This is a genomic window from Peribacillus alkalitolerans (assembly GCF_010882125.1).
In the GTDB taxonomy this organism is placed as follows: Bacteria; Bacillota; Bacilli; order Bacillales; family DSM-1321; genus Bacillus_BN; species Bacillus_BN alkalitolerans.
This window is the reverse complement of sequence record NZ_JAAGVZ010000002.1, coordinates 408,101-427,475: the sequence shown is the minus strand read 5'-3', so window position 1 is coordinate 427,475 and position 19,375 is coordinate 408,101. Positions and strand designations below refer to the sequence as shown.

The following is a 19,375-nucleotide window of genomic DNA, read 5'->3' as shown; positions in this document are numbered from 1 at the left end:
ATTCCAAAAACGACTAAACCATCGTGCTCCGATTGAGTATCGAATCACGATGGCTGCATAGTCTTTTTTAGAGCTGTCTACTTGACGGGGTTAAGTCCAATTTACGGTCTTTTTTTTTGTGACATCCATACCTACAAGCACCAATAGAAGTAGCTTCATCATTAATAGTCGGAAGATTTAATACCTTCGTCAGCTAACCCTTTTTTTAACTGAAAGTTAAGAATAGTTAATTTTTGTGAATTATACATTATGAATTTTTTATATGAGTAAAAAAATATTAAATAATGAGAAGTTCTCAGTATTCCAAATTAACCCCTGAGCTTAAAGGGACTCTTTCTATATCTTTCGTACTATACACCTAAAACAAAAGGCACTTACAAATTACAACAATTGTTGAGCAGTCAAAAATAGAATAAGGCATTATACTCAAATTATAGCTTGCCATTCTAAAATGAGCTTGCAGCCGGTGATTGGCTAGTGGATATTTTTCCATTTTGCCAGTGCCGGTTTTTTGTTAGATAATAATGGTTGATAGATTCATTGAAATAAAGGGAGGTGGCGTTATGAAAAAAATAGATTCAATTACTATGAGGGAAAAGCTAGCAAGTTTTTATCTTTATTCTATTTCTTTTTTTGGTATGATTGCTGTTATCTTTTCCATTTTTAAAAGTGAAATGCCTTCTGAACCCATAATCCTTTTGCTGTTAGCTGTTTTTATGGGAGTTACTGAGTATTTTCCTATCCGTATTGGAAGAGCAGGTATTACACTCAGCCTCACGCTTATTTATCCAATGTATTGGGAGTTTGGAATACATATAACGGTTGTTGCTTGTGTATTGGCGATGGCATTTACGCATACTCTTCGCCGCATGCCAATGCAAAGGACACTTTTTAATTGCACACAATTTGCTTTTAGTATCATTTTGGCAGAATGGTTTTCCAACGAATTTATTTCTTTTTTTATTACGGAGTTGAACCTGCCAGGTTTATATGAAGTATTAATAAGCTTCCTTTTATTTACCGTCTTTTTTTGCCTGATCAACACCCTTTTATACGATCTTTTAATGGTGCTTCTTCCACAGCCATATTCACTGGAACAGTGGTACATGAAAAATATATTATTATTTTTGAGCGCAAGTTTTTGTTTATGTTATGCCTCCCTTATATATATTTTAGAATACCGATATCGTGGAGAATTAGATGGAATTAAAGTTCTGTTCTTCTTTTTCCCGCTTGTATCAATCTGCATCATCAGCTCCTTCATTCGGCAGATACGGATTGAAAAAGAACGATTATATAGCCTTTTTACCATTACGACGGAGTTAAGTCACGGGCTGTCTGCCGGAAACTTACATCAGATGAAACAATCACTTAAAGGATTCTTGGGGATACAGGCGTATGCTTTATGGACAAAAGATGAAGAAAACTGGATGATTCTGCTAAAGGATGGAAAAGTTCATTCCAATCATTCAAGTTCTTCTGATCTCCATCCAAATTTTGAAGAGGTATCCGAAACCTTTGTTGTTACTGAGTGGAAAACAGGTATGGCTCCGGGAGATGAAATTTTTGAAGATGTCATCCGTTCCCTTGTCTACCTGCCTCTTAAAGTAAATCATGAATTGGTAGGGATGTTTGTTGCAGGAAAGAGCAGGGGGGCCAGTTTTATTACCGAAGATATACAGTCCTTATCTACGTTTGCCAATCAATTGGGCAGCTTGCTTAAAACACGGTCACTCGTCGCCGAACAGGAAAAACGAATGATTCTGGAAGAAAGAAATCGACTTGCCCGGGAAATTCATGATGGAATTGCACAAGTATTAGCAGGGGTCATATTTCAGCTGGAATCTGCCCTGAGACAGTCCGCAGATCAATCAGGAAACATGGAGCAGGTGGTAGACAAGAGTATAAAAAAATTACGGAAGAGTTTAGGGGAAGTTCGCTATTCTATCTATGCGTTAAAGCCATATCCTACCCAAAGGCTAGGGCTAAAACAAGCAATTGCCAATAAAATTCAATCGATAAAACAAGAAAATGATCTAGCAATTAAATATCATGAAAGGGGCCGTTCCCGATCACTCGGTTTTACAAAAGAACGAGCCATCTTCGATACTGTACAGGAAAGCTTGCAGAATATTGTAAAGCATGCAAAAGCGGACGAAGTTGACATTCTCCTAAGCTATCAACGTGAACATGTGCTTTTAAAAGTAAAGGACAACGGGGTTGGCTTTTCCCTTTTTGAATCCATGATTAAAACAAAGCATGAGCCTCATTATGGGATATTGCATATGAATGAACAAGCTGAACAGCTAGGTGCAACCCTTCAGATTGATAGTTCCAAAGGAAAAGGTACAGAAATTACATTGTTAATTCCAGATTCAGAAACAAAGGAGGGGTATCATGATTCAAGTATTATTAGTGGATGATCATACAGTTTTACGAGATGGAATTCGGAGTATATTGGATCTCGAGACTGACATCCAAGTTGTAGGAGAAGCCGTTTCCGGGGATGAGGTATTGGAGAAAGTAGAGGAGTGCAGACCTGATTGTATTTTGATGGACATCAATCTCCCAGGGAAAAATGGAATTGAGGTTACGGCACTCGTGAAAAGTCAGTATCCGAATTGCCGCGTTCTTGTGCTGACGATGTTTGAAGATGATGAATACTTAATGGAAGCGCTGCGGTCTGGTGCAGATGGCTATTTATTGAAGGATTCATCATCTGAAGAAGTGGTGGAGGCCATTCGAATGGTATCGCAAGGAGATTCTATTATTCATCCTCGCATGACCAAAAAGCTAATTACATATCATCACCAGCATACGAAATTAGAATCAAATGAAAATATGCTGACAGAGCGTGAAAAAGAAATACTGTTTGAATTGGTCAAAGGTCTTAGCAACAAAGAAATCGCTGAAGCATTATTTATCAGTGATAAAACCGTCAAAATTCACATAAATAAGATATTCAAAAAACTGAATGTGAAAAGCCGTTCACAGGCAGTCATTTATGCCGTTCGAAATCAACTTGTGCCGTTTTCTTAAGGACCAAGATAAAGCCATATCTTTACCCATCCCAAATATGGGCTTCTATGGAAAATGGGATGAACTGCGAAATATCGATGCGTCATCTTGGGAAAAACTGCCTTCGTAGGATATATGGCGTTTTGGAATGATAGTTCAGAATGCACTCCATTGGGTTACAAAGGACGTAACTTTGATCTTAACTACCAAACTATATTAATATAGGTATCTATGGATCATTCCATGCTTTTCGAAATTTAGATAAGGTTGAATTGTATGTTGAAGAGCAATCTGGTAATCTTCTAAAATACTTAGGCGACTTTAGTGAATATACTGGACAAACATGGAAGTTTAGTAAAATCATTAAATGGCACAAACACAATTACAGCAAATATCGTGACAAATGGCGGTCTTATAGTGACAACAACGCCTAAACAAGTAACGGTTCGCCAACAATTAGCAGATTGCTACCCAAGTGAGGTTCATTCACTTGGGTTTTTTCATACCCGGTGCTTGGTGCCATTTCTATTAGCAAAAGATGAATGTTTAAATAGAAAGTTCACGAGTAGTACCTTTGTTATATACTGATATAGAACCAATAACAGCAAAAATTACTCCCTATGATTAATTTTCAGAAAAGTAGAAATGTGGGAAGATAATTATCGAAACATAGTTTACTAGCTTCATTTATTCATTTTTAAATAAGCAATTAAATTAGGATAAGGGGTTGCGATATGCAGAGTAAAAAAATAAGGAAGATCCTTACAGGAACGTTAGCTGTTGGATTGTTGATGTCTCAAGGCGCTCCATTTAACGTATTGGCGAAAAGCCCACATGAGCTGAATCCAGTGGATCATGCGGAAGAAATTCTTCAGAGTCTATCTGCAGAACAAAGAATGGCATTAGAGCAATTGGATGCAAAACCTAACTTTACGATTTCTCCGGATATTAATACGAATAGTCCGGAATTAGTCAAAGTCATCGTGGAATTCAATCAGGCACCTGCGAAAATTGAAGTGATGAAGCAAGCGGCGAAAGGAACGAAACTTTCCGCTAAAGCTGCCAGTGAAAAAGTAGAAGAAGCTCATAAGACGTTTAAACAGCATGTACAATTATTAAAATCACAGAAAAACGTAACCAATTACAAAGCAGAAGATGTAAACATCACAAGAGAGTATAAAAATGCCATCAACGGTGTAGCGATGACGCTTCCTGCTGTGGCCGTGCAGGATTTGCTTGAATCAGGAGTAGTTAATCGTATTTTTAAAGATTACGAAGTAAAAGTTGAACCACCGGTAAAAACAAAAGAAGCGATCGATCCAAAAATGGCGGACAGTATTCCGCAAATTGGCGTGGACAAGCTGCATGCCGAGAACATCACCGGTAAAGGGATTAAAGTCGGTGTCCTTGATACAGGTATTGACTACAATCATCCAGATTTAAAAGATGCTTTTAAAGGCGGATATGATTTTATCGATAATGATGCAGACCCAATGGAAACGACATACGAGGATTGGATCAATGCTGGCAAGCCAGAATATCCTGGTTTAGTGTATTACACAAACCACGGGACACATGTCGCGGGGACGATAGCAGCACAGAAGAAAAACAATGTCGATTACGCTGTAAAAGGGGTAGCACCTGAAGTAGATTTATATGCTTATAGAGTATTAGGACCTTGGGGAGGGGGAGATTCAGCGGGAATCCTTGCTGGAATCGATCAAGCGATTACAGATGGTATGGATGTCATCAATATGTCGCTCGGCGCTAACACCAACGATCCGTTATATGCCACTTCTGTTGCGACAAATAACGCCATGCTTTCAGGGGTGGTGACAGTTGTTGCCGCTGGTAACGCTGGACCGAATGAAAAAACGCTCGGTTCTCCGGGAACAGCAGCTCTTGGCATTTCTGTTGGAGCAAGCGATGTTTCGATGTCGATTCCGACATTAAATGGTAGCGCTTCCGGCGAAAAATTTGAAAATATACAGCTGCTGGGTAAAGATTTTTCTAATAAGTTAGAAGATTTACAAGGACAATCCTTACCAATTGTTTATGCAGGTCTTGGTAAAGCGGCTGATTTTGAAGGGAAAGATGTCAGCGGGAAACTTGCGTTGATTCAGCGTGGGGAAATAACGTTTGATGAAAAAATCAAAAATGCTAAAAATGCTGGGGCTAAAGCAGTGATTGTGTATAACAATGTTGACGGGCAAATATCTGCCTACTTAGGTGAGGCCGACGGTTTAATCCCGGCTTTCCGTCTATCAAAAGCGGATGGTGAGCGGTTAAAAGGGTTGGGCGAAGGTTCTTTCACCTTTGAAACGTTAAGCAACACAAAAACGGAAGGCGATCATTTAGCAGATTTCAGTTCACGCGGGCCGGTAAATGGAAATTATGATATTAAGCCGGATGTAGTCGCTCCAGGTGTGTCGATTTTCTCTACAGCACCGGAATATATCAATAATCCGCAAGATGGCATTAATTACGGCAATGCCTATGTACGCTTATCGGGCACGTCTATGGCTAGTCCTCACACAGCAGGTACAGCAGCATTGATTCTGCAGGAGCATCCGGAATACACTCCTTTCGATGTAAAAGCGGCACTCATGAATACATCGGATGATCTAAAAGGAGATTATTCTGTATACGAAGTAGGTGCAGGACGAATCGATGCCTATCAAGCGGTTCATACAGATACTTCTATCAAAGTATGGGATAAGACAAAAAATATCGAAAATGGAACCATCGTAGAAATTGACGAACAAACCGGCTCCATCGCATTCGGCAAACATTATAAAAATGGTGATCAGCCAATTGAAGCAAGTAGAAAGGTGACGGTACAAAACAACAGCCTGGAAGAAAAATCTTTTAACCTAGAAGTGGAGTATCATGGCGAGCGTAAAGGCATTCAAGACGCAGTGAAGAACGGCGTAAAAGTAGCTGTGCCTTCATCGATTACAGTGGGAAGCAGCCAAGAACAGGAGTTTCAGCCAAAAATGACGATTCCAACCAGTGCTGTGACAGGAAGATATGAAGGGTATATTCATGTGACCAATGCGAACAATCCAGCCGAAACGTATCAAATCCCATTCGCTGTCATGGTGACGGAAAAGGGGTTTGATTATGTGAAAACGAGCAGTCCATCCGTGACAAATACGACGCCTTTCTGGCAAGGTTTAAGCTCTACGGTTCACGGAATAATTAAGTTGAATAGCCCAATGAAAACAATCGATGTGCTTGTTAAGGACAGTAAAACAGGGAAAGCTGTAGGTTTTGTGGGAACAGCGAACACTAGTAAGTTGGTAACGGACAGAGAAACTTATCTTCCAGGAGCATTCCCCGGTACTGTCTATCCATTTACAAACGATCCTTCTAAGCCAATTGGCGATCTTCCCGTGAAGCTTCCAGCAGGCGATTATATACTGGAAATGATTGGGCACGATGAGGAAGGGAAATCATATGTTGCAGATAATCCGCTTATTGTGGACAATACAGCACCGGAAGTAAATATGGATAAAAAACCGGGTGTAATCGAGGTTAATGACTCCATGTTTACAGTAGAGGATGGACAAAAAGCGGTATGGCTGCATGGAACAGCTAAGGATGAGACAGTGGACGTATTACAATCCAAAGGCTTGAACGTTGACCAATCCTCCAACAGCATGGGTTACTCTGCAAACTCTTCATTCATAAATGGGTACTTCCCAATACAAGCGAATGGAGATGTAAAATTCGGAGTTGAGGCAAATGATATTGCAACGAAGCCTCTAAAGCTGACTTTGACTACGTCTGATATTGCAACGGCAATGGGTAAACAACACTATGTCTTCGTAAAAGAAGGCACGGAATATACGACTTCTAGTTATGATAAGAAAGATGTAAAAATCGGTGATACTGTAACAATGACACTTAGCCTCAATAATGCGAAGCAGCTTGTATCTGGGGAATTCCAAGTCGAATTCAAGAATTATCTGTTTAAGTTTGAGAATGTGAAGCTGAACAGTGCGGCAAATGAGTATGCGATGGAAAAAGGCTTGGAGGTATCGCTGCAAGAACCTGTGCTGACTGAAGGAGCTCAAACTAATACAGTGAATGTTGGCGCATCTATGAAAGGGAATGCATTTAGCGGTATGGACGGCGATCTGCCTTTCCTTGATGTTACGTTCAAAGTATTTAGTGATGCATTTTACGATAATGTTACCAGTTTAAATGTACTACAGGCGTCTTATATGAAAGCGGGACAAACAGCCGCTACTGCCATTCCTTTTTACAATACGGAAAGTTTTAACTTTATTCCAACGCATTCCAGAGTGCAGGGTGCTATCCTACCTGAAGCATTTTTGAGAAATGACGGTTCTTTGCTAACAGGTGATTATACAAAAATCGGTGCTCAAATGTATGTGATGTCCCCTAGCGGTATAAAATATCAAGCAACAATTGATAATAGAGGATTCTACACCATTCATGGTATCCCAGCTTCTACGGAAGCATACACAGTTGTTATTGATGTACCGGGACATCTGAAAGTGATGAAGAAATTCATTCCTGGATATTCTGTAAACGGTGAGATGCGCGGGCAACATTTTAGATTAGGTGGTAAAGGTCTTGCGGGGGACGTGAATGGTGACAGCATGATTGATATTCTCGATATACAAAGTATCGCAGAAGCCTATGGTACGAATGATTCATCGATCGTGCCGCAAGATCTCAATCAGGACGGCGTGGTGAATGAAACCGATATTCGTTTCGTTGAGAAAAACTTCTTAACGAAGGGGCCAGATGCACCTGCTAAAAAGCAGCCAAAAGAATCACTCGGCAATGGCAAGAAAGATTTAGCATACTTCCTGCGTCTTGTCGGCCTTGAGCCGAAACAATAACAAGGGATGTTGATAAAAGGGAGGAATGCTTCTGCATCTCTCCCTTTTTTCCATTTTATACAAAATATTGGTTAAGTATTTTAAGAGAATAAGATGACAGCTCAACTAAAATTCTTATTAGAAATACTGAAAAAGTCCTTTATACAAAACGGAGGAGAAAATAGTATCTAGGAATATTATAGAAGATAGATTCGGAAGGTAAGTAATTCTGTGGAAACAAATAGTGCGATCAATAAAATACTATATTCTTAAATAATTTGAATTTATATCCATACCCGTTATAATAATAAATAGACATATGTAAGCGATTACACAAGAATGATTAAAGTTAATAGTTAATTCTTTAATTACTAGGAGGCACTTATGGGAAGATTAGTTCATTTCGAAGTTCATGTGAGTGACATGGAGCGGGCAAAGAAGTTTTATGGAGAGGTATTCGGATGGTCATTCCAAGATTGGAGTGAGTTTGCAGGTATGCCTTACTTTGGAGCAGTGACTGGCGATGAGAATGAAATGGGGATCAATGGAGCTTTGATGCAAAGGCAAGGTGCTGCACCTGAACCAAACCAAGCTATAAATGGATTTGCTTGTACAATGGGTGTGGAAGATTACGATGTTACCGAAGCTAAAATTCTTGAGAATGGAGGCAAGGTGGCAATGGCCAAATTTGCCCTGCCTGGAATGGCGTGGCAAGGATACTATATTGATACTGAAGGCAATATTATTGGAATTCATCAACCTGATACCAATGCGAAATAAAAGGAATAAAAGATGAAAATACAAGACACGGCAGGCATGCTTGAAAAGCTACGCAATATCTGTCTTGCACTGCCTGAAGCGGTTGAGGTTGTCGACGGTTTTGGCCACAAAACTTTTAAGATAAATGGAAAATCCTTTGTGATATCAGGTGAAAGCGAAAAAGGATTCAGCTTGTCGTTCAAGTCAGATAGGGAAACACAATCAATATTGCTTCAAAGAGAGCATTTTTCCAAAACCCCATACATAGGGCATCACGGTTGGGTATCTATTCAAAATCCCGACGGGAAAGTCTGGGATGAATTAACCGATCTAATTCAAGAAGCCTATTTACGTGCGGCACCTAAGCGTTTGGTTAAAAATTGGATGGAGTTACATAAGAAATGAAGAAAGGCGGATTTATCTGTCTTTCTTTTTTTACGTTTACTGTGCTATTACAATTTAAGATTTGAATTCATAAAAAATTTCTTTTTGCATTTGAAATAATATTTTTTTAAAGTAGAAAAAGCTGCTGTACGGGTGTTTGTCTCATTAATCTTCGATATAATTTAAAGGTGTTCTATATCAAAATATAAATATTGATATTGTAATATATCAAAATACTCATTATAATACTATTTAATAGAAATACAGTTGTCTTTGCTGAGTGGAATGAGATGGGGGGTCAACCATCATAGAAACATATCATCAAGAAATTTGACCGCTAAAAGAATTACCCTTAAAAAGACACTGATAAAGCATCGTTGTAGGAAAAATACTAGGAGTGAGGTGGGGCGTTATTTCATAAAGTCATTTATTATTCGATTTGAATAGTAGACTTAATTCTATCGAAGGTGCTCGAAATTAGCAAGGTTACATAAATCTTTAACTAGTGGGGGAACATCTATGAAAAGTATACTGAGGACATGGACTCAAATGAGTCTAGTAAAACAAATTATTATTGGTTTGATTATTGGTATTATCTTAGCTGTATCGATCCCGGATTTAGCAAAACCTGTTGTCATTTTTGGTTCATTATTTGTCGGAGCATTAAAAGCTATCGCACCTGTATTGGTACTTTTCTTGGTAATGTCAGCTATTGCCCAGCACAAGAGTGGTAACCAAACGAATATGAAATCTATTATCGTCCTATATCTATTAGGAACCTTTTTAGCTGGATTAATCGCCGTTATTATAAGTTTTATTTTTCCTGTAGGCTTAACTCTTGCAAAGGGTGCTGAAGGTTTCACGGCTCCTGGTGGGGTTGTAGAGGTTCTTAAATCATTACTTTTAAACGTAGTTGATAACCCAGTAAAAGCACTGTTTAATGCGAACTATATCGGAATTTTAGCTTGGGCTATTCTACTTGGATTGGCATTGAAAAATGCGTCTGATACGACTAAAACTTTGATTTCTAATTTTTCAGATGCTGTATCTAAAATCGTTACATGGGTAATTAAGTTTGCACCTTTAGGAATTATGGGTCTAGTATTTGAGTCTATTACTACAAATGGAATTGATTCGTTATTAAGCTATGGTAAATTACTGGTTGTTTTAATTGGCTGTATGTTACTTGTGGCACTTGTTGTTAATCCAATCATTGTATACGCATATATTCGTCAAAATCCTTACCCTCTTGTATTCAAGTGCTTAAAGGAAAGCGGAATTACAGCATTCTTTACACGTAGCTCAGCTTCAAACATTCCTGTGAATATGAAATTATGTGAAAACCTAGGGTTGAATAAGGATAGTTATTCAGTATCCATTCCGTTAGGTGCAACGATCAATATGGCTGGTGCCGCTGTAACCATTTCTGTTTTAACACTGGCAGCAGTTCATACACTTGGAATTGAGGTCGACCTTCCTACAGCATTCCTACTTAGCATCGTGTCAGCGATATGTGCATGTGGTGCTTCAGGGGTTGCTGGCGGATCTTTACTACTGATACCTTTAGCATGTAGCTTATTCGGTATCCCAGCTGACGTTGCGATGCAGGTAGTAGGTGTCGGCTTTATCATTGGAGTTTTACAAGACTCTTTTGAAACAGCACTTAACTCATCTACAGACGTACTTTTCACAGCTACAGCGGAGTATAAGGAATGGCGCAAAAAAGGTAAAAATATCAATATTCAAAAAGCAGCTTAATGATTAATCTGAACTGCACCTCAATTGTTAGTTTCGACTAACAGTTAGGGTGTAGTTTTTTTATTATAGTAAGAACTTTAGTGATAATCGTAATAAAAAATGGCGGTATCCGTTGTTAATGGATACTCGCCACCTAACTAGAGCAACTCTTTAATTAAAGAGGTGTTTTCTCTGTATATTTTTTAAAATTATCTAGAATCGCCTGCCATCCTTGTTTTTGTAGCTCAACTGGATTCGCAGTTTCAGCATCAAAAGTTTCTATAATTTCGGTTACGTTATCTTGACCTTTAAAGAGAATTTTAACTTTTCTTCCATCTCCCAGTGTATAAGCAATAACCTCATGTAATTTCACTTCATCATAAATTCCACCAAAATCGAAACCAAAACTGCCATCTTTGGCTTCCATCCGTGAATGGAATTTCCCACCTACTTGTAAATCGTTCTCAGCAATTGGTGTATGCCATTCTTCAGAAGCAGTGTTCCATTTTGTAATATGAGTTGGCTCTGTCCAAAATTCCCATACCTTTTCTACTGGTGCTTGAACTGTCGTTTGTACTGTAACTTTTTGAGATGTTTCCATTACATTTACCGCCTCTCTTAATACGATTATTATTTTCGGTTTTCCGCATAAGATGTCTGTCTATATTGTAGATGATTTTAAGAAGATATGCTACTTCTACAAAGTATGAGTTATTGTCATGTTCTTTTTGGTTCTCCATCCTAAGGTGACAATACCTTTTTATTTAGAAGTAATAGGTCAATTTATATCCTGTTTTTTCCGAATATTTAGTACAATGGGATATAAGTGGAAACCGTTTTTATTAGAATCAGATTGGTATAACTAATTAAATTGGCTGTTTCGTAAACTTTGTTGCAATTTTACAATGAAGTGGTTGATTGCAGCTCCAGGATGCTCGCTTTCCGCGGGGCGGGCGGTGAGCCTCCTCGGCGCTTAACCCCTGTGGGGTCTCACCTGTCCCGCTGCTCCCGCAGGAGTCTCCCACATTCCACTTAAATCAACCTGGTTATTAACCGTTTCCTTTTATAAAACCAATAATAAAACAACAATCTTTTAGAAAAGAGCCAATAAATTAAACCAATTAAATATAATCAAGGGGGAAATGACTATGAAAACAATAGACAATGATTTGATTTCTGCACTAAGAAGTGTTCTTCCTGAAGAGCAAGTCACGATTAATCAAACCATATTAGAACAGCATAGCAAGGATGAATCGTATCATGCTCCTAGTTTGCCGGATATTGTGGTTTTTCCGACAACGACAAAAGAAGTGAGCAAGATTATGAAAATAGTAAGTCAGTTTAAAGTACCAATTGTTCCATTTGGTAGAGGTACAAGCTTGGAAGGGCACGTTATTCCTTATGACCATGGGATTACGATTGATTTTTCACTCATGGATAAAATACTAGAAATCAGGGAAAATGACTTTCTCGTAAAAGTTCAACCTGGAGTCACACGAACACAGCTGAATAAAGAGCTGAAAAAATATGGTTTGTTCTTCCCGGTTGACCCAGGGGCAGATGCAACTCTAGGTGGCATGGCAGCTACCAATGCAAGTGGAACAACTTCGGTTAGGTATGGGGTAATGCGTGACCAAGTACGAGATTTAGAGGTAGTTCTTGCAGATGGAATGGTGATACATTCGGGGAATTTAGCTGCAAAGTCTTCCTCTGGTTATAACTTAAACAACCTTTTTGTAGGTTCAGAGGGGACACTAGGTTGCTTTACGGAATTGGCACTAAAAGTATACGGAATCCCAGAATTTGTTATGGGTGGGAGAGCATCCTTCCCAACCGTCCTTGATGCAGTCTCAGCGGTCGTGGGTATATTACAAGCGGGTATACCCATCGCACGTTGTGAGCTTGTCGATCAACCTTCTATGAAACAAGTAAACTTACATAATGAAACGTCATATAAAGAACAGCCTACACTATTTCTAGAATTCCATGGAAACGAAGCGGGTTTAAAGCAGGACGTGGAATTTATGAAGGAAATTGTGGCAGATCACAATTGTGAAGGTATTGAATTTGAGTCCGATCAAGCTGCACTTAATAAATTGTGGGAAGCACGTCATAACTTGGCTTATGCCTATGTCCATGGATATCCTGGGAAAAAGCTGATGGTAACGGATGTTTGTTTACCAATCTCAGAATTAGCAGGAGCCATTGAACATGCGAGAAATGCTGTGAATTCACTAGCTCTTCCAGGTGGGATTGTAGGCCATGTGGGGGATGGGAATTTCCATGTACTCTTAATGATTGATTTAAACAATCCTGAAGAATTGAATAGGGCGGAAGAATTAAACGAATTGATTGTTCTGTATGCACTGGAGCGTGGAGGGACCTGTACAGGAGAGCATGGTGTGGGCATCGGTAAAGTGAAATATCAAGAGAAAGAACACGGAAATGCGTTGCTGGTCATGGAAAGAATTAAACAAGCGCTTGATCCAGAAATGCTTCTGAATCCAAATAAAAAATTCAAGGTGAAAAAAGAGAAGGCAACTTTATGAAGCTTTTAGAAACAATCAGCACGATCGTCGGAAAGTATTTCGCAGATAAAGACTAGACAACTCAGCTTTAGGTGTAGTATTAGCCACTGCACACTTTGGACCATTTGTGGCACTTCCTAGTGTAGTGGCGGCAGTTTGGCACAATTTCACTGGACCGATTCTTGCTACTTATTGGTCGAAGAAACCGGTGAAGGTTGAGTAATCAATAGGTGAGCAGGTAACAGATTAAAAAGAACATATACAAATTCATAATCCGAAACTATTAAATCATCAAACTTTACCCCTAAAAAGTAGGGAAAACATGAAAGTGGCCTTAAAAGGTCTCTTTCAAACTTTTGTCACCGAAGCTAGAGTTCTACATAGTTTGACCGCTATCCACCGTAATGATCTGACCAGTCATCGATTCCTGTTCCAAGGCAATGCAAATCATGTCGGCAATATCTTGAGGTGATGATATACGCTGCAAAGGAAGGTGGGGTGCGAGACGATTCATTTGGTCTTCTTTCCCTGCCCACCATCTTGTCGCCACAGCTCCAGGCACGATACAGTTCACTCGTATTTCCGGAGCTAGAGCCCTAGCTAACGATTTCGTCAGTCCATGTACGGCTGCTTTGGATACGGCGTACGGAAGCGAGGAGCCCAATCCGGTATTTCCAGCAATACTTCCGAGATTCACGATCGCACCTTTTTGCATCTTCAAGAATGGAGCGACAGCTCGTGCGCAGTAGAACATCCCTTTCACATTCACATCGAACAACTCATCCCATACTTCCTCCGTTGCACTCTCCAAATCATCCATTGGAATGTGCTTAGTGATACTGGCATTATTAACGAGCAGATCGATTGTACCATAATGCTGGACAGCTGTTCGGATCATAGCTCTCACTTCATGATCCTTGGATACGTCAGCTTGTATGGCGATAGCTCTCCCTCCTTCGCCGTTAATCCATCTTACGGTTTCATCAGCATCTGACTCAGAGCGCGAATAGTTCACAATAACCCATGCCCCGCGTTTAGCCAGGGCGATGCTGGTTGCTCTGCCAATCCCAGTACCGCCTCCCGTAACGAGAGCCACTTTGTTCTTTAATTCCATCATAAATCGATTCCCCCTGATTGTTTCGATGGTTTCATTGTATTTCGATATTGGTGTTTTGTATAATTGAACTAATTGAAGCTGTTGTTCAATTTTATTGAATTGAGGAATGAATCCATGGATTTTAAAACATTAAAAACCTTTCAAATGATCGTGAAATACGGAAGTTTTATTCGTGCCGCACAAGAAATGAACTATGCGCAATCTACTGTCACGATGCAAATTCAAAAGCTTGAAGCTGAATTAGATGTTCAGTTGTTTGAGCGAGGTAAGGAAATCAGCCTTACGGAGGCTGGCAGAATTTTTTACGACCAGAGCTTACAAATTGTAAAAAACATGGAGATGCTTCAGTCTAGCTTATCCGATTTGAAATCAGGTGATGCTGGACATATTCGAATAGGGGTGACGGAGCCAACTGCAAGCTATCGTTTGCCTGGCATTCTCAGGTATTTTATGGATATCTATCCGAACATCCACATTTCCTTGGAAATCTCCAATACACCGGTCCTTAGCGAGCGAATCCTCAAAGGAGAAATCGACTTTGCGCTTTGTACGGCACCTGGCATAGGCGCCGAATTATATTTTGAGCCCTTATTTCAGGAAGAGTTCGTCGCCTTAATGCCCGAAAACCATCCGCTTACGGATAAAGAGGTAATCGTGCCGGAAGATTTCCAGGGGAATCGTCTGCTCGTCACTTTAGAAACTTGTCCTTATCGTAGGAAGCTGGAGATGGTTTTACAGGAAAAAGGTAATGTGAAGCTCGACACTATGGAGATCGGGAGTATGACAGCGTTGAAGTTTTATGTAGAGAAGGGATTAGGAATCGCACTTGTCCCTAAAATTTCGATAGAACCTTTAACACCGGGGACAACGTTTAAGAGGATTAGTGGCAGCCTCATCCACATGACATTCGGGATTTTATGTAAGGAATCGGCGTACCCATTCCAGTTGGCGAGTCAAAAGCTATATAACTATTTAAAGCAGGAATTAACTTTACAATCTGGGTCATGAGCTAAGCTAGTTAATCTACTTTGTAAGTAGCCAATTGGCAAGCCTACCAATTTAAATAGTAGAAATAAAGACCCAATCTTACTAGACAAAGTAAGATTGGGTTATTTAATTTGTTCGATTTGTATTCATTATTGAACATAAACTATGAAAGTTACTAAGATCATAAAATAGATAGATTACTTAAGGCACTATTACTATCAAAAAGAGATTGTCTTCATATCATGATACGAGGAAGGTCAATATATACAAGAAAGTAGAGTGATAGATTTCATGGGATCTAAAGAGAAAAAACATAATAAGAATGTTTTTGATTACATTGTCATTGGTGCTGGAACAGCAGGTGGGGTAGTAGCAAAGAAATTAACAGATGACAAACATACTTCTGTGCTAGTACTAGAGCCTGGAATAAATAGTACAGCTCAGTTAAATAGTGCGAGCGTTTTAAGGGCAATAGAATTTCACAGTAATAATAAATTTGCTTCTAACCTTAATTCTTCTTTTGAGACCTCTATAGGACGACAGCTCCTTACGGTCAATGGAAGGGTCATTGGCGGGAGCTCAGAAGTGAACGAAATGTATGCTGTCCGCGGGAGTAGAGAGTTGTATGATCAATGGGATGCCATTGTTGGTAATCCCGACATCTGGAGCTACGACCAAGTAAGTCCATTGTTTATCGAAAATGAAACCTATACGGGATCAACAGAAAGCCCGATTGAGAGGGGGAGTAATGGGCCAGTATTTGTTAGGCAGCAGCATATTCCTCAGAATAGTATTATTCAAAATTTAGTAAATGCAACCAACACTGTATTGGATATTGATATTGTAGACGATTATAACACAGGTGTTCGTGACTGTACTTTTTACAAAAATCAATTTATTCAGAAAGAGGTTGGCATTAACATAACCCGCTCATCGACAGCAACAGGTTATTTAAATGAGAGTATTGTGACTCAGGGGAATGAATTTAATCCAGATGAGCTAGGGATTGGAAAGAGAAAGCTAATCATTTTCGCAAAAACGACTGTGAATAAAGTTTTATTTAAGAATAAGGGTAGAGAGAAAATCGCCATTGGAGTCGAATATGTCAAGGACGGTATTTATCATAAAACGTTTGCCCGAAAAGGCATAATCGTTTCTGCAGGATTTTTATCTTCCGTCATACTGCAACGATCAGGGATAGGAAAATCCAGTGATTTGATAAATGCAGGAATTACTCCATTGATTGAAAATCCTAACGTAGGCTACCATCTGCAAACTCAAGCGTATGCCGGTATTGGTGTCCAGTTAGATACAAATCAGGTAATACCATTATTAGTTGACATTAATCAACCGATTGCTCTAGGCGCTTTTGTAGCTGAAAATAGGGATAGTTTAGAAGGCCGTCGCCTTCAAATTTTAGGAGCACCGGCACCACTCTTTCTTCCTTCTGCGGAAGTGGCTAAAAATGGGTGGGAATTTGATATATTGAATAAGCCAATCAACATTATGAGTTTTGGTTTAATAGACCTTAATCCAAGAAGCAGGGGAACCATTATGGCTTCCCATAGTGACCCTGAAGCTCTTCCAACATTCTCCTTCAATCCATTGCAGGATACTACAAATGATCTAAACTTCTTGGTGGATCAATATATCAACATGTACAACATCATTGTTAAGGCTAGAACTAATATGAATAGCGGTATTGGTGATGTGGTATACCCACCTGAAAGTGTCTTTACAAATCCTAACGTAGCAGAAAAAAGAACACAGCTAGCGAATTTTGTACGAGCCTCTTATTCGAACTTCTTCCATTATGGTGGGCAATGTAAAATGGCGAAAAGCATTCAGGAAGGTGTTGTTAATGAATACCTAGATGTCTTCGGTGCAAAAAACCTTAAAGTAGCCGACCTATCTATAGCGCCTATTTTGCCAGACGGCAATACGTCGATCCCAGCTCAAATCATTGGATTAAATGCAGCTCGCATTATTCAAAATAATCGCCACCCATATGTTGCAGATGATGAGGATTTTGAATCAGTAGATTAATATAATAAAAAAAAACAATTTGCAGGATGCCACTCCCACTTCCTAATGAAATAGTGAAGGAAACCGTTTTTAAAAACGGTTTCCTTTTTAGTTGTCTGCTATTTTTGTGTACCAGGCAACATCACTAGTACTTCTGTTCCTTCTTTAGGCGAACTTTCAACCTGGATATCACCTTTATGCAGTTCAATGATTTTCTTTACAATGGCAAGTCCTAACCCACTTCCTTCAGATGAGCGGTTCCTTGATGGATCGGCCTTATAGAAACGCTCAAAGATATGCATTTGGACCTCTTTCGTCATCCCAATTCCCGTATCTTTAATCATCACCATGACCTTATCCATATCATGGTTTATTAATTTTACCGATATTTTCCCATTATTGGGTGTGAATTTAATACTATTATGGATTAAATTAATCCAAACTTGATCCATCAGTTCTTCATCAGCATGGATGGTCATTTTTTCAAGAGAAACATCCATTTCAAGGTCTTTCTTTCTCCAATGTGGTTCATTCGAAAGAATCACTCTACGTAATTGTTGATCTAGGCGATAGGGTTTTGGCTCAAATGGCGTATGATCGGACTCTAACGAAGTAAGTTTTAATAGATTATCGCTTAGCTTTGATAGCCTCATACTTTCCACCTCAATAATTTGTAGGTAGTGCCTACGTTCTTCATGAGATAATTGGTCATTTTTTAATGTATGAGCAAATCCTGAAATGGAGGTGAGTGGGGATTGAATTTCATGCGAAACGTTAGAAATAAACTCTTGGCGCATTTGTTCCATCTCTCCTAGCTCTTTTGCCATTTTGGGTAATACTTTCTACTAAATCATGAAACGGATGTTTTCGATTCCCAATCTGTTTTTTGTACCAAGAAAGATCTACATTAAAATTCCCTTGAGCCATATTTTTCATAGCGTCAACCATGGGACGGAAATAACGGCTCTGCTTTTCTTGTACAAAGCTAATAAGTGAAATCCCATACATGATAAGACCAAAGAGGAAAAATCCCAAAAAGGAATTGATGATCTGATTCATATAGAAAGATAAACCATTGATTGAAAAAACGTCTAATAACCAAGGGGTAAGGAAAAAAGCTATCGTCCAGCATAGATATAATAGTAGAAAAATGGCTAAAAACTCACCGATTTTTTTTAACAACCCGATGATTTTCATTTTTTTACCTCTAAACGATAACCAAGCCCGCGAATCGTCGTAATTTTAAATGGACAGTCCTCCTCGGAAAAACGCTGGCGGAGTCGTTTTATGTGAACATCCACTGTTCGTTCGTCCCCTTTGTAATCATAACCCCAAATATCCTCAATCAACTGTTCCCTTGAAAAGGTTTTACCAGGGTATGCTGCGAATTTATATAAAAGCTCAAATTCCTTAAGGGGCAATGGGAGTTCGTTCTTTCCATCAAACACATGGTAGGTAGAGCGATCTAGCTCTACAGGTCCGATTTTCACCTTATTTGAAAGAATTATGTGGTACCGTTTGAGTAATGACTTTATTCTTGCAACTAATTCAGCTGGATGAAAGGGTTTGACCAAATAGTCATCTGCCCCTAAATCAAAGCCTTTTACTTTTTGGATTGTTTCTCCCTTTGCGGTCAGCATCAAGATTGGGAGGGAATCAGAATAATAAGCTCTAATATTCCGACAAAGTTCCCAGCCATCCATGTTTGGCATCATAATATCAAGAATGATAAGGTCGACTTTTTCGGAATCAAGCAAGGTTAACGCTTCATTCCCATCCTTCGCCTCCAGAATCGATAAGCCTTCCTCAGTCAAAATGACATGAACCAATTTACGAATATGAGGGTCGTCATCTACTATTAAAATTTTTGTCATGATATTCAATCCTTTTTCAAATTGATTATGAACGAACTGTAAAATTTTACTTCCATAAGAAATATTCAAGTCTTATTAGCATACTCCTTT

Annotated in this window: 14 protein-coding genes and 1 pseudogene; 10 read left to right on the top strand and 5 right to left on the bottom strand. The window is 39.1% G+C overall.

Features of this window, described 5'->3' with window-relative positions; genetic code table 11:
- Positions 1-563 precede the first annotated feature (563 nt).
- The 6 genes from G3O09_RS04380 (at position 564) to sstT (ending at position 10,775) form a co-directional block, all read left to right on the top strand.
- A complete protein-coding gene (locus G3O09_RS04380; RefSeq protein WP_163100251.1) occupies positions 564-2,423 on the top strand; it encodes a GAF domain-containing sensor histidine kinase in 1,860 nt (619 codons plus the stop codon).
- Entirely contained in the window at positions 2,398-3,039 is a 642-nt protein-coding gene (locus G3O09_RS04375; RefSeq protein ID WP_163100250.1) for a response regulator, read from the top strand. Before G3O09_RS04380 ends, G3O09_RS04375 begins: the two co-directional genes overlap by 26 nt.
- A 713-nt stretch (positions 3,040-3,752) precedes the next feature.
- Positions 3,753-7,895 (top strand): S8 family serine peptidase, encoded by a 4,143-nt coding sequence (locus G3O09_RS04370; protein WP_163100249.1) that lies wholly within the window; start codon positions 3,753-3,755, stop codon positions 7,893-7,895.
- 363 nt (positions 7,896-8,258) lie between these two features.
- Positions 8,259-8,654: a VOC family protein gene (locus G3O09_RS04365; RefSeq protein WP_163100248.1), complete on the top strand. Its 396-nt coding sequence runs from the start codon at positions 8,259-8,261 to the stop codon at positions 8,652-8,654.
- A gap of 12 nt (positions 8,655-8,666) precedes the next feature.
- On the top strand, positions 8,667-9,038 hold the full coding sequence (locus tag G3O09_RS04360; RefSeq protein WP_163100247.1) for an MmcQ/YjbR family DNA-binding protein: 372 nt from the start codon (positions 8,667-8,669) through the stop codon (positions 9,036-9,038).
- A 498-nt stretch (positions 9,039-9,536) separates the two neighbouring features.
- Positions 9,537-10,775, top strand: a complete 1,239-nt coding sequence (gene sstT / locus G3O09_RS04355; protein ID WP_163100246.1) for a serine/threonine transporter SstT — start codon at positions 9,537-9,539, stop codon at positions 10,773-10,775.
- A gap of 154 nt (positions 10,776-10,929) precedes the next feature.
- Here sstT and G3O09_RS04350 read toward each other — a convergent pair whose 3' ends face one another.
- On the bottom strand, positions 10,930-11,355 hold the full coding sequence (locus G3O09_RS04350) for an SRPBCC family protein (RefSeq protein WP_163100245.1): 426 nt from the start codon (positions 11,353-11,355) through the stop codon (positions 10,930-10,932).
- Positions 11,356-11,902: 547 nt separating this feature from the next.
- Here G3O09_RS04350 and G3O09_RS04345 point away from each other — a divergent pair.
- Complete coding sequence (locus tag G3O09_RS04345; RefSeq protein WP_163100244.1) at positions 11,903-13,303, top strand: FAD-binding oxidoreductase; 1,401 nt, start codon at positions 11,903-11,905, stop codon at positions 13,301-13,303.
- Positions 13,304-13,355: 52 nt separating this feature from the next.
- Positions 13,356-13,505 (top strand): annotated as a pseudogene (locus tag G3O09_RS22385) (bile acid:sodium symporter family protein); the annotation flags it as partial.
- Between the two features lie 153 nt (positions 13,506-13,658).
- Here G3O09_RS22385 and G3O09_RS04335 read toward each other — a convergent pair.
- Positions 13,659-14,396, bottom strand: coding sequence for an SDR family NAD(P)-dependent oxidoreductase (locus G3O09_RS04335; RefSeq protein ID WP_163100281.1), 738 nt, complete (start codon positions 14,394-14,396; stop codon positions 13,659-13,661).
- A gap of 117 nt (positions 14,397-14,513) precedes the next feature.
- Here G3O09_RS04335 and G3O09_RS04330 point away from each other — a divergent pair, with 117 nt between their 5' ends.
- Positions 14,514-15,407 carry a LysR family transcriptional regulator gene (locus G3O09_RS04330; protein WP_163100243.1) on the top strand — a complete coding sequence of 298 codons (894 nt, stop codon included), beginning with the start codon at positions 14,514-14,516 and terminating at the stop codon, positions 15,405-15,407.
- A gap of 270 nt (positions 15,408-15,677) precedes the next feature.
- Positions 15,678-17,432, top strand: a complete 1,755-nt coding sequence (locus G3O09_RS04325) for a GMC family oxidoreductase (RefSeq protein ID WP_163100242.1) — start codon at positions 15,678-15,680, stop codon at positions 17,430-17,432.
- A 98-nt stretch (positions 17,433-17,530) separates the two neighbouring features.
- Here the strand turns inward: G3O09_RS04325 and G3O09_RS22865 are convergent, their stop codons facing one another.
- The 3 genes from G3O09_RS22865 to G3O09_RS04310 are packed head-to-tail and all read right to left on the bottom strand — an operon-like array spanning position 17,531 to position 19,285.
- Positions 17,531-18,208, bottom strand: a complete 678-nt coding sequence (locus G3O09_RS22865) for a sensor histidine kinase (protein ID WP_338048401.1) — start codon at positions 18,206-18,208, stop codon at positions 17,531-17,533.
- Positions 18,186-18,608, bottom strand: coding sequence for a hypothetical protein (locus G3O09_RS22860; protein WP_163100240.1), 423 nt, complete (start codon positions 18,606-18,608; stop codon positions 18,186-18,188). The genes G3O09_RS22865 and G3O09_RS22860 overlap by 23 nt, the downstream gene beginning before the upstream one ends.
- The gene (locus tag G3O09_RS04310; RefSeq protein WP_163100239.1) at positions 18,605-19,285 is read right to left on the bottom strand and encodes a response regulator transcription factor; all 681 of its coding nucleotides are present in this window, start codon (positions 19,283-19,285) and stop codon (positions 18,605-18,607) included. The genes G3O09_RS22860 and G3O09_RS04310 overlap by 4 nt, the downstream gene beginning before the upstream one ends.
- Positions 19,286-19,375: the final 90 nt, after the last annotated feature.

Bases quoted from the DNA above. Each gene is read 5' to 3' on its own strand.
- G3O09_RS04360 (WP_163100247.1), top strand. From the start codon at position 8,667: ATGAAAATACAAGACACGGCAGGCATGCTTGAAAAGCTACGCAATATC.
- G3O09_RS04350 (WP_163100245.1), bottom strand. From the start codon at position 11,355: ATGGAAACATCTCAAAAAGTTACAGTACAAACGACAGTTCAAGCACCA.
- G3O09_RS04345 (WP_163100244.1), top strand. From the start codon at position 11,903: ATGAAAACAATAGACAATGATTTGATTTCTGCACTAAGAAGTGTTCTT.
- G3O09_RS04310 (WP_163100239.1), bottom strand. From the start codon at position 19,285: ATGACAAAAATTTTAATAGTAGATGACGACCCTCATATTCGTAAATTG.
- G3O09_RS04335 (WP_163100281.1), bottom strand. From the start codon at position 14,396: ATGGAATTAAAGAACAAAGTGGCTCTCGTTACGGGAGGCGGTACTGGG.
- G3O09_RS04380 (WP_163100251.1), top strand. From the start codon at position 564: ATGAAAAAAATAGATTCAATTACTATGAGGGAAAAGCTAGCAAGTTTT.
- G3O09_RS22860 (WP_163100240.1), bottom strand. From the start codon at position 18,608: ATGAAAATCATCGGGTTGTTAAAAAAAATCGGTGAGTTTTTAGCCATT.
- G3O09_RS22865 (WP_338048401.1), bottom strand. From the start codon at position 18,208: ATGCGCCAAGAGTTTATTTCTAACGTTTCGCATGAAATTCAATCCCCA.
- G3O09_RS04325 (WP_163100242.1), top strand. From the start codon at position 15,678: ATGGGATCTAAAGAGAAAAAACATAATAAGAATGTTTTTGATTACATT.
- G3O09_RS04330 (WP_163100243.1), top strand. From the start codon at position 14,514: ATGGATTTTAAAACATTAAAAACCTTTCAAATGATCGTGAAATACGGA.
- sstT (WP_163100246.1), top strand. From the start codon at position 9,537: ATGAAAAGTATACTGAGGACATGGACTCAAATGAGTCTAGTAAAACAA.
- G3O09_RS04375 (WP_163100250.1), top strand. From the start codon at position 2,398: ATGATTCAAGTATTATTAGTGGATGATCATACAGTTTTACGAGATGGA.
- G3O09_RS04365 (WP_163100248.1), top strand. From the start codon at position 8,259: ATGGGAAGATTAGTTCATTTCGAAGTTCATGTGAGTGACATGGAGCGG.
- G3O09_RS04370 (WP_163100249.1), top strand. From the start codon at position 3,753: ATGCAGAGTAAAAAAATAAGGAAGATCCTTACAGGAACGTTAGCTGTT.